General features: G+C 71.7%; 7 protein-coding genes. 1 reads left to right on the top strand and 6 read right to left on the bottom strand.

The features are described 5' to 3' along the window. On the top strand, positions 1-955 hold a 955-nt coding region (locus HY049_12260), incomplete at its 5' end, for a DUF4243 domain-containing protein (protein MBI3449674.1). A 19-nt stretch (positions 956-974) separates the two neighbouring features. Here HY049_12260 and HY049_12255 read toward each other — a convergent pair. The 6 genes from HY049_12255 to HY049_12230 all read right to left on the bottom strand — a co-directional run bounded on the left by HY049_12255 (position 975) and on the right by HY049_12230 (position 10,737). Then, a complete protein-coding gene (locus HY049_12255; protein ID MBI3449673.1) occupies positions 975-1,907 on the bottom strand; it encodes a proline dehydrogenase family protein in 933 nt (310 codons plus the stop codon). 9 nt (positions 1,908-1,916) lie between these two features. Continuing rightward, positions 1,917-2,720 carry a dimethylargininase gene (locus HY049_12250; GenBank protein MBI3449672.1) on the bottom strand — a complete coding sequence of 268 codons (804 nt, stop codon included), beginning with the start codon at positions 2,718-2,720 and terminating at the stop codon, positions 1,917-1,919. A gap of 8 nt (positions 2,721-2,728) precedes the next feature. After that, entirely contained in the window at positions 2,729-4,597 is a 1,869-nt protein-coding gene (locus tag HY049_12245) for an exo-alpha-sialidase (protein MBI3449671.1), read from the bottom strand. A 66-nt stretch (positions 4,598-4,663) separates the two neighbouring features. Then, positions 4,664-5,503 (bottom strand): helix-turn-helix transcriptional regulator, encoded by an 840-nt coding sequence (locus tag HY049_12240; GenBank protein ID MBI3449670.1) that lies wholly within the window; start codon positions 5,501-5,503, stop codon positions 4,664-4,666. Further along, entirely contained in the window at positions 5,503-9,294 is a 3,792-nt protein-coding gene (locus tag HY049_12235) for a S8 family serine peptidase (GenBank protein MBI3449669.1), read from the bottom strand. The genes HY049_12240 and HY049_12235 overlap by 1 nt, the downstream gene beginning before the upstream one ends. 180 nt (positions 9,295-9,474) lie before the next feature. Next, positions 9,475-10,737 (bottom strand): carboxypeptidase regulatory-like domain-containing protein, encoded by a 1,263-nt coding sequence (locus HY049_12230; protein ID MBI3449668.1) that lies wholly within the window; start codon positions 10,735-10,737, stop codon positions 9,475-9,477. Positions 10,738-10,830 lie beyond the last annotated feature (93 nt).

The raw sequence follows: 10,830 nt of genomic DNA, 5'->3' as shown, positions 1-10,830 counted from the left end.
CGGCCCCATGGCGGCCGAGGCGCTGACGGCCCTCGGGCGGCCCGCCGCGGTGAAGCCGTGGCTCGAGGGGTACCGTCGCCGCCTCGACGTCCACCCCGACGCCCGCAGCCCGATCGCCGCCGACGCGTGGCGGGAGACGCTCGGCGTGTACAACCGCGTCGGCGACTTCATCGCCCTCTTCGATCGCGAGCTGGCGGAGCGGCCGTGGCCCGCCGTCCTCGACATCTGGTCGGCGCGCCTCGCGCCGGGGATCGTCGGCGCCGCGATGCACGGCGTCATCCGGACGGGGCACGCGGCGCGGAGCCTCGCCGCGAAGGAGACCCCCGCCCGCCGTCACGAGCTCGCGGAGGGGCTCGGCTACTGGGCCGCGAGGTACCAGGCGCTTCCTGAATCGGAAGGGAAGCCCGCGGCCGGCGCGCTTCCGTCGCAGGTGATCCGCAGCGTCCCCCTCGTCCCCGCCGATCAGCGGCCGCGGCGCTTCCTCATCACCGACGCGCTCAAGCCGCTTGCCGCGTCGCCGGCCTTCGCCCCGGTCATCCACCTCGTGGATGATTCGATCGAGCCATCACGCTTCCTCTCGGACCTCACCTCCACCTTCGCGCGGATCTTCGTCGAGGAGGCGCAGCCCGGCCTGGTGATCACGCTCATCCACACCGTCACCGGGCCGAGCGCCGTGAGGCTCCTCGTGCCGCACGTCGCACCGGCGACGTCGAGGCTTCTCGCGCGCTACGCCTGGCAGGCGGCCGCGGGGGTCTACGCGGCGCTGGGGAAGCCCCCTGCGTCGCCGCGCCCGGCAGGCCCCTCTCTGAGCCGCGACGATCTGATCGACCGCGCGATCGCGACGGGGGACGAGCACGCGATCAAATTCTCCGAGGCCTGCCTCAGGGAGAACGGCGTGGAGCCGAAGCCGATCTTCCTCGCCGCCGCGGCCGAAGGGGTACGGCAGCTCGCGTAGGGAGAGGCCGCGGGCCGGGTCAGCGGCCGAACATCTGGCGCGCGACGAAGAGGACGTTCGCGGGGCGCTCGGCGAGGCGGCGCATGTACCACGGAAACCAGAACGAGCCGTAGCTGATCAGAACCCTCACGCGCGTCCCCGAGCCGGCGAGGCGCGCCTGCTCGCCGGTCTGAATCCCGTAGAGCAGCTCGAACTCGAAGGCCTCTCGCGGGGCCTTCACGCGCGCCGCCTCCTCCTCGATCCGGCGGATGAGATCGCGGTCGTGCGTACCGAAGGCCGCGTAGCACCCGGCGCGGCGGGCTTCCTCGGAGAGAAGCCGCTTGCTGAGGGCGAAGTAGCTCTCGTCCACGTCGCGCTTCACAGGGAAGGCAATGTCCGGCGGCTCGTTGTACGCCCCCTTCACGAGGCGGATCGCGGATCCGAGGGGGATGAGCGACTCGAGATCCGCGGCGGTGCGCCTCAGGTACGACTGGAGGCAGAGGCCGGCGTTCGGCCTGGCCTTCCGGAGCTTCCGGTACAGATCGAGCGTCCGTTCGGTGTAGCGGCTGTCCTCCATGTCGATCCAGAGGCGCTGTCTCAGCTCCGCGGCGCGCGCGGCGATCCGATCGACGTGGGTGAGGGCGAGGCCGGCGTCGAGGTCGAGGCCGAGCTGCGTCAGCTTCACCGACAGCTCGACGTCGAGCCCGGCGGCGCGCGCCGCCTCCATCGCCTCGAGGTAGTGGCGCGCCACCCCGTCCGTCTCGGCGAGCGAGGTGACGTTCTCCCCCAGGCAGGTGAGGACGACGCTCAGCTTCCGCGAGGCGAGGGCGCGCGCGGCGCCGAGGGCGTCGTCGAGCGTCTCACCGGGCATGAACCGGGAGACGGCCCGCCTCACGAACCCGAGCTTCACGGCCCGCTCTCGGAGCCACACGCTGCGCGAGCCGGCGAGGAGTGCGGAGCGAAAGAGTCCCATCGCCCGCGATTATCGCACCCGCGGCCGGTCGATGATCAGGCTGCAGCAGGTGACGCCCCCCTCGGCCTTCGCGAGCTCCGCCGCCGCAACCGGAACGACGCGCACTCCGCGCGCCTCGAGGCGTGCGCGGGTGCGGGGGAAGGCGAGTGGGTGAATCACGGCGTCGCCGACGCGGAGGGAGTTGGCGCCGAACGGCTCGGCAGGGTCGGACTCGATCACGTCCGCCGGAGCGAAGGCGGCGGGGTCGACCCAGGCCGGGTTCGCGAGGACGAGGCCGTCGCCGACCTCCGTCACGGCGGTCTTCAGGTGGAGGCAGCCGCGGAGGTCGACCCCCTCGACGCGCCATCCGAGCGTCCCGGCGCGGCGGGCCAGCTCCGCGAGCCCCGCCGCGTCGCTCCGGCGCGACCGCCCGACGTAGAGCGTCCTCCCGAGGCGGAGGACGTCGCCGCCGTCGACCGTCCCGGGGCCCGCCATGCGGAGGAGAGGGAGGTACCTGCCCACGACCTCCGCCACGGCCGGAGTCTCCGCGCGGCGCGCCGGCGCCCCCGGCCGCATGACGATCGCCGCCTCGTCGAGGATGATCGCGGCGTCCTCGACGAAGACGGCGTCGGGGAGATCGGGGGCTTCGGGGATCCGGACCACCTCGCAACCGAGATCCGCGAGCGCGCGCTCGTAGGCGGCGTGCTGCCTCCGGGCCGTCTCGAGATCGATCGGCTCGCGATCGAGATGGGTCAGCTCGCAGCGGGTGATGGAGGGGCTTACTTCGCGGGTCAGGGCGACGAGGCCGGCACTCTTCGAGCTTCCACTAGTCATGACCCAGTTTACTCCCCCGGGTCATTGATCCTCTCGGCCATCTTCCCGGCCGCCTCGATCTCGGCCCGCGTCGAGGCGGGGTCCCCGAGGACACGGACGACATCCGCCGCGGCGTCGCCGGCCGTGAGCCCGGCGGTGACCCGAGTCCAAGGGGTCACGCGCCCCGTGAAGAGGTTCAGGAGGAGGACGAGGACGTGCCTCGACGCGCGGGCGCGAAAATCCTGCTCGCCGGGATCGAGAGCGCGCGAGAGCGGGGCGAGCCCCGTGACGCCGTCGAAGAGATCGTGCACGGCGCGGATTCCCGAGAGGGCGAGGAGCACCGTCGGCCTGTCGATGTCGGGAGACGCACGTCCCTGGCCGAGGCGCCGGATCTGCTTCCTCCACCACCCCGGACCGCGCGGGTCGAACCGATCCTCGAAGACGATCCGCTGCGAGAAGACGCTCGCCCGATCGGTCGGGCTCGTCTGGACCATCAGGGCGGTGAAGTCCCTCTCTCCCGCCGCGAGCCCCTGGTAGTCCCCGAGGAAGAGGCCGTTGGCGACCGGGGCGATCTCGATGTCGTAGGGGTCGTCGGTGAGGCGGACCTCGCGCCACCCTCCTTGCCTCAGGCAGTCGGCCGCCTGAGGATGACACCAGAGGAAGAAGTTCGCGGTGGCCGATCCCGGCTGCGGGTCGTTGTCGCGAAAGTCGGCGTACGTGATGGCGATCGTCCCGTTTCCCGCGACGTGCACGGCGGGGGTGAAGGCCTGGCGGTCGAGCACGGTCTGGGCCGCAGGGGTCCTGTTGACGACGATCGACGCGGACCAGGTGGCCCCTCCGTCCACGGAGCGGACGAACCGGATGAGCGGATAGTGCGACGCGCCCCCGGCGTCCTCCTGCCAGACCGCGTACAGCGCCCCCGTGCGCGGATCGGCGGCGACGTCGAAGAGGAACGCCCCGTCCCGCACGCGAGCCGAGGTGTCGGGAGCCACCGCGGCGATCGGGCTCGTGGCGCGGACGATCGTGGTGACGGGCTCCCAGCTCGCCCCTCGATCGTGCGACCTGAGGGCCGAGAGGTACGTCTCGGTGAAGCGGAAGGCGCGGTAGATCTCCGTGAAGAAGACGACGAGCGTTCCGTCGCGGAGCGAGACGACCTGGTTGCCCAGCGTCTGGTTGCCGGTGCCGAGATCGTGGATGACGCGGGCGGGCTCCCACGTGGCTCCGCCGTCGGCGCTTCGCGTGAAATAGGTCGGCCCCGTCCCGGTCCCGATGTCGACGCGATCCCAGACGGCGTAGACGAAGTTCGGGTCGGTCGCGTCGGCGGTGATCGACTCCTTGTCGTTCACGAGGGGAGACGCGCCCGTGATCAGGCCGGTGGGCGGCGACCAGGTCATCCCGCCGTCGGTCGAGCGGCTCACCACCATGGCGTGCGCCGCGCCGAAGCCGGTGTCGAGGAGGAGGGCGGCGAGGTGCAGGTCGCCGTTGGGTGCGAACGAGATCCACGGATCGCTCGCCCGCTGGTAGGTCCCTCCCGAGCACAGCGTCAGCCAAGGGAGCGCCGACACGCTCCACGTGCCGCCGCCGTCGAAGCTGACGCCGATCCCGAGACCCCGCGCCCCGCCGTTCGACCAGCGATCCTGCTGCCACACCGCGACGACATTCATCGGGTTGACCGGGTTCACATCCACCCAGGTCTCGACCTCCGTCGCCGGGTAGTTCGTCCCTCCCTGGAGGTTCGGGGAATCGGCGGTGCAACTGGTGAAGAGAGAGGGGCCAGAGATCTGCGTGAGCGGTCCGGCGGAGGCCGGATCGGCCGGCCCCGCGGCCACCGCGACGGCGGGGAGGAGGAGGGCGAGGAGGGGGGCGACGAAGGCGAGGGATTGGCGACGGCCCGGCATGAGCGGAGGTCCTCCCACGCCCTTAGTACCGTCAGGGCGCCGGCGGGTTGCTCCGCGGCTCCGGGATCAGGCCCCCGAGGGGATGCGGGCGCGCGACGGCGGCATGCCGAACTCGCGCCGGAAGGCGTCGGTGAAGTGGGCGTGGCTGCTGAAGCCGACGTCGCAGGCGAGGGCCGACAGATCGGGGGCGCCCGCGTCGATCCTCTCGATCGCCTCGCGGAGGCGCAGCCGGTTCAGATAGCGGTGGACGGGGAGTCCCGTCTCGGCGCGGAAGAGTCGGGCGAGGTGAAAGGGGGACGAGGCGATCTCGCGCGCGATCCTGGCGAGCGTCAGCTTCTCGCGGAAACGCGCCGCGAGGATCTCGCGCGCCGCCTCCGCCAGCTCCCGCCTCCGCCGCCGCGTCGCCTCGCGCCGCGCGGTGACCGGGCGGCCGGCGGCGCGCTGAGCGCGGGCGGCGAGATCGCCCAGGAGGAGCAGAGCGCGCTCCTCCGTCTCGAGGGGCGAGGCGGCGCCGGACGTCGATCGGGTGCGGAGGAGCCGCATCTTCGCATGCGTCGCGGCGTCTGCGAGGAGCGAAGTCACGGGGAGAGTCCCGTCCGTCGCGTCGAGGAAGGGCGCCTCCTGGAACGACAGAACCGTGCACGCGTCGCCGCCGGGAGCGGGATGGCTCACCCGGTACGGCTCGCCCGGCCGGAAGAAGAGGGCCTGGTTCACGTCGGCGAGCGTCTCGCCGCACGAGGCGTGCCTGCGGAAGACGCCGGCTCTCGGGAAGACGATGTTGAACCTCTCCGCGGCCTCCTCCTCCCCGCAGGGGCCGGCGCCGGAACGGCAGTCCACGTCCCAGACCTCGACCTCGTCCCCGAGGTGAAGGGAGCGATACGTGAGGTGGGCGGCCGCGGGCGGCATCACGGACACCCGTTGTTCGTGACGTGCTGCGCGATCGCCGGGCAGGCGGCCGAGGCCCCCGCGTAGATCTTCTCGGCTCCGTTCCCCCCCTTCGCCCAGCTCCCGTCAATGGCCCCGCCGTCGGTTGCGGCGACGAGGAACCAGACGTTGTTCGGGAGGGAGATCGTCGCGCTTCCGCTCGCGGGCAGGTTGCAGACGCCCCCCGCGAAGCTTCCGAAGCTCCCGAGGTGCCCCCAGTAGACGTTCACGGCGCTCGCCGGGCAGCGGGCCGCGTCCCACGCCAACACGAGGTTGCCGCCGTTCATCGTGACCGAGAGGGGCTGTCCCGGAATCGTCGCGCCGTCGGGGATCGGCGGCGGCCCCGCGGCGACCGTGCTGCACGCGCTGGGAACCAGGCTCCGCGTCACGCGCACCTCGTCGATCCACCAGTGGCCCCCCGGATAGAGGAGATCGCCGGAGAGTCGGAACCGGATGCGGACGTCCCCCCCCGCCCAGTTCGCGAGCGACGCCGTGTAGGTCGTGTACGTCAGGTTCGTGTCGCTGAAGTAGTTGTCCACGTTGCCGGTGGTCGTGCAGTTGTTGAGGGGGAACTCGACGAGAGCCGGGTAGTCGGGGGTGAGGGGAACCCGCGTCCAGTTCGTGAAGCCGGGACCGGTCGCAATCTCGACCTGACCGACCGAACCCTCCGCTCCGAACAAGCCGACCGGGTCGTACTCCAGGTCGTGGATCGTCGCAAACGAGAGGGTAGGTCCCGACGCGGGCGAGTCGAGCGTGAGGACCGGGCTCGTCAGGTCGGAGCAGACGCTGTCGTTGCTCGCCGCGGTGTAGACGCGCGGCCCGAGGTGGCCGCCGGTCGTCGCGATCGTCCACGGCGGGGCGGGGGAGAAGGTCGCGACGCCGGTATCCCCCGCGTCGTCGGTGAAGGTGCCAATGACCGGGGGGCCGAAGGGGGCCGTGCCCGCCTCGGCGGCGTTTCCCTCCTCGTTCCCGCCGCGGCACGGGCCACCGTGCCCCGAGGTTGCGTCCTCGGCCCGCACGACGTAGTGGTACGTGGTCGCCGTCGCGAGCCCGATCGTGTCGGTGAAGGAGGTCCCGATCACGCAGCGCGCGACGCGGTTCGACGGAGAGGGGACGAACCCCGCGGCCGTCCCCCGGTAGACGTTGTAGCGGACGTCGGACCCGCAATGGGCCGACGCGGGATCCCAGGTGACGACGACGCCGCAGCCGGCCGTCCCGGCGCTCGAGGCCCCCGTCACGCCGCGGAAGTCGGGGTCGAGCGTGCAGTCGCCGGTAGGCACGATCGACGCGCACGGCGATCGGGGGGACTCGCACGCGGCGTTCGAATCGGAGGCCGCGGCGACGTAGTAGCTGTACGCCGCGCCTCCCGACACCGTCGTGTCGAGCGCGCTGGTGCCGGTGACGCCGCTCGCGACCGGGATCCACGGCGCGCCGGGGCACGCCCCGAGGCTCCGATACACGTTGTAGGCGGCGGCGCCGGGGACGGCGCCCCACGAGACCTGCACCTGGTGCTGGGCGGGGGTCGAGAGCGTGGGCGCGGCGGGGGCGGCCGGGGCGGGGCAGTCTGTGATCGCGCCGCGCACGAGCAGGGCGAAGGGCTGGGGCCCCCACGGCACGGCGACGCCGCGCACGCGCACGATCCATCGTCCCGCCGCCGGCGCGCTCCAGACGATCCTCTCCTCGACATTGAGGGCGTCGTGCGCGTCGATCGGGTTCGACGTCTGCTTCGGCGCGCCGCTCCCCGCGTCGATCGTCTGGAACCAGACGGCGCCGTTGGGATCGACGACCTCGAGCTTCAGCTCGTTGACGCGCGCGACGGCGGCGCCGAGCGCCGCGGGGTAGTCGGTCCAGACGAGCGTCGTCCGGAAAGGGGTGCCGGCCGCAACGTCGTAGGCGTGCGTGACGACGCTCCCGGTGGTGATCCCCTCACGGTGATCGTCGGCGCGCAGCTTGAAGGGGCTCCCCGTGAAGGCGAGGGTCGCGTTCAGGAGGACGCGCCCGTAGCCCGCGTCGAAGTCGGGGCGAGGGGCCGACGGGCCGAGCGCGACGGCGCCGTCGATGAGGGTCGCCTTCAACAGCGCCCCCGACGGAACGAATCCGGCGCCGGCGCTGCGCGCGCCCGCCGCGTAGTACCCCGCCGTGTAGTACTCGCGGACGAGCGCCGCGAGGCCGGCGGTCGTGGGCGTCGCCATCGACGTCCCGTCGAGCTGGCAGGTCGAGCAGTTGTTCGAGGCGGGGTTCGCGTCGGAGGCGGCGGAGACGACCGACTCCCCCTGGGAGGCGACCGTCGGCTTGAGGCGACCGTCGAAGACGGGCCCCGGGCTCGAGAACGACGACGGGAAGTCCGCGCTCGCTCCGTGCCCCACCGAGCCAGCGGTCACGACGTTCTTCGCGATGCCGGGGGAGTTGACCGAGATGGGGGCCGGGCAGAACTGCCCCGCGTTCCCCGCCGCGATCACCATGAGGAGATCGGGGTAGGTCCACATCGCGAGGTCGGCGTCGCGCGCGAACGAGTCGTACGGAAGGGTGCACCCCGGGATGCAGGTCCCGAACGCGTCGTGGCAGGCGCCCCCCCACGAGTCGGAGTGGATGCGCGCGCCGGTGCGGTAGGCGACGTCCGCGAGGTTCCAGAGCGTCCCGCCGTTGTTGTTGAGGTACTCGAGGCCGTCCCCCATCTCCTCGACGATCAGCTTCGCCCCCGGCGCCTGCCCGTCTCCGCCGTTGCGCCCGGACGTGGTGAAGCCCGCGCAGTCGGCGAAGGGGGAGGCGTCCCCCGCGAGCGAGCCCGACGTGTGCGTGCCGTGACCGCTCCCGCCGATCGTCGCGGGGCACGTGTCGTCGTCGCCGGTCGGCGTTCCGGACCAGTTGTAGTAGAGGATGTCCTTCCGGCGGCTGAGCGCCGGGGCCGCTGTGGGGCACGGAGCGGACAGGCAAAGGGAGATCGGCGGCGCGCCGTTCACGGCGTCGCGGAAGAAGCACGCGTCGTAGTCCTGTCCGGTGTCGGCGAGGGCCAGCGTCTGGCCGCACCCGAAGATCCCCTGGTTGAAGATCGGCGTCTGCTGCGGCGACGGGCCGACGAAGCTCTGGTGGACCCACACGGCGTCCTGGTTCAGCGCGCGCATCGGCCGCACGGGCTCTATCGCCTCGACCTCCGGGAGGCCCGCGAGCCGCGAGAGGATCGACGCGAGCCGCGGTGCCGGGATCTCGGCCTCCACGCGCCACGCGCCATCCTTTCCCGAAGCGGACGCCCGCTCCGCCAGGCCTCTCAGCATGTCGAGAGAACGCCCGGCGTCCTCGTCCGATTCCAGGATCACGCGGATCCTGACGGCGCTGCCGCCGGCTCCGGCTGACGCGATCGTCGCAAGATCCGGGTGGACCTTGAAGTGCGATGGGGTCTCGCCGAGCCACTCGACGAAGGGGAGCGCGCGGAGATCGTCCTCGAAGTAGGGCGACACGCGGAGGCGGTATCCGCCGTCGGGGACGTAGCCGAGGAGCTGCGCTCCGGACGCCTCCATCTGGGCGCGCTCTTCCGGTGAAAGGGGGGCCGCGGTCATCGCGACGAGGTAGCGCCGACCACCGGCGCTCGTTCCCGCCGGGGCAGCCTGGAACCAGACCGGCGCGATCGGGGCGGAATCGTCCGGCCGGAACTCTCCCGCCGCGAAGCGAAGCCGCAGGGCGGGATGCGCGCGCTCTCCCCCGGAGGGCGCGGCGGCCGGAACGGTCAGCGCGCAGATCAAGGCGACGAATACCGGCGCGAGCAGGTGCTTCCGCATCTGGATTCCCCAGGGGGTGTGGGACGAGTCTACGCCAGCGGGGAGCCCAAGAGTACACCCGTTCCGGCCGTCGCTCCGAAAAGAAAAAAGCCCCCGCGATCCCGATTGGGACCGCGGAGGCTCTCCTAACCCCCCATCGCGGGAGCCGGTTGGGCTCCCATGTGTCTGCTCTTGCGCGAACTACTTCTTCCGGTCACCGTCCGGCGCGCCCCCCGGCGCTCCGGTCCGCAGGCTCGCGGAGGTGACGGTGGCCCCGATCAGGGGCAGCTCCCCCCCGGGAGACGGCCCCCACGCTCTGGGGACATTCGTCGCCGCCTTCGCGGCCGCCACCTCCCCTTCGGTCGCCTCCCGGATGCCGACGTCGATGGGCTTGAGGCGCCCCTCGACGATCTGGCGGATCAGCATCCCCGCGACCGCTCCCGACTCCCAGAAGCCGGGGCCGAGCGTGAAGATCTTTCCGGGCCCCGCCATCGAGGCGTCGGGGACGATCAGGACGATGTCCTGGTCGTGCGCGAACCGCCTCACGCGCTCGAAGTTCTGCGCCGTGTAGACGTCCGGATCCATCAGCACGACGAACGCGTCGAGCCTTTCGCGCGACAGATCGCCGAGCGCTCCGGCGAAGTCCGCGGGCTGATGGATGTGGGCGGCGACCACCGTCATCCCCGCCGCGGCGGCGGCGCGCCGGAACCCGCGAACTGCGTGATCCAGCCGCGACGGGTCGTAGAGGATCCCGACCCGCCGGATGCCGCCGTCGAGCCGCGCGAGCCGCTCGATCTGGCGGTCGAATCCCCCCACGAGCGAGATCCCGCACTGGCTCTCCGCCATCTCCTGATCCACGACGGGGTCGGGGACCATGGAGTGCACGACGGGGATCTCGCGGACGTAGGCGCGGGCGATGCGCGCCGCCTCCTCTCCGATGGCGAGGACGGCGCTCGGGTGCTCGTCGAGAGCCCTGAGGATCCCGCGGCCCGTCGACGGCGTCGCCTCCCCCACCTCCATGAGGCGCACGTGCCCCGGAAGCGTGGATCGGGCTCCGTCGAGAGCCAGTTGATGGTAGGGCACGCGATCATCCATGAGAACGAGGATGTCGTGCGTGCCGCGGCTGCGGAGCCGGAGATCCAGATGGTTGACCCTCTCGGGCTTGATCCGGAGCTCGTGGTACTCCACAGCGACCTTGCCGTCGGATTCGGCAAGGACTTCCAGAGGCTGATCGGCGTCCACCGCGTTGATCCGGAAGCGTCCTTCGGAATCGGTGCTGACGCTCCTCGGGCCCAGCACACCGGGCCCGGACACCGTCACCTGGGCCCCTTGGATCGGTCCGCCGGTCTCGTCAGTGATCGTGCCGACAATCTGCGCCGTCCTTCCCGCGTACGCGGGAAGGAAAGCCAGCACGATCACGGCCAGCAGGACGGTCCAGAGGCTGCGCGCTCGATTGACGCACATGGCGACCTCCGCTTTCCAAAACCTGACGATGTGGGGACAGAGTCGCGCATGCTCCGACGGATGAAATGAAATGTCAAGAGATAATTTGAACTT

The sequence above is a fragment of the Acidobacteriota bacterium genome, from assembly GCA_016195325.1.
Taxonomy (GTDB): domain Bacteria; phylum Acidobacteriota; class Polarisedimenticolia; order JACPZX01; family JACPZX01; genus JACPZX01.
The sequence above is the reverse complement of the archived record's forward strand: the minus strand, read 5'-3'. Positions and strand labels throughout refer to the sequence as shown.

What these genes read in the sequence shown, in the direction of transcription:
- HY049_12255 (MBI3449673.1), bottom strand. Translation starts at nt 1,907, where the DNA reads ATGGGACTCTTTCGCTCCGCACTCCTCGCCGGCTCGCGCAGCGTGTGG.
- HY049_12250 (MBI3449672.1), bottom strand. Translation starts at nt 2,720, where the DNA reads ATGACTAGTGGAAGCTCGAAGAGTGCCGGCCTCGTCGCCCTGACCCGC.
- HY049_12245 (MBI3449671.1), bottom strand. Translation starts at nt 4,597, where the DNA reads ATGCCGGGCCGTCGCCAATCCCTCGCCTTCGTCGCCCCCCTCCTCGCC.
- HY049_12240 (MBI3449670.1), bottom strand. Translation starts at nt 5,503, where the DNA reads ATGCCGCCCGCGGCCGCCCACCTCACGTATCGCTCCCTTCACCTCGGG.
- HY049_12235 (MBI3449669.1), bottom strand. Translation starts at nt 9,294, where the DNA reads ATGCGGAAGCACCTGCTCGCGCCGGTATTCGTCGCCTTGATCTGCGCG.
- HY049_12230 (MBI3449668.1), bottom strand. Translation starts at nt 10,737, where the DNA reads ATGTGCGTCAATCGAGCGCGCAGCCTCTGGACCGTCCTGCTGGCCGTG.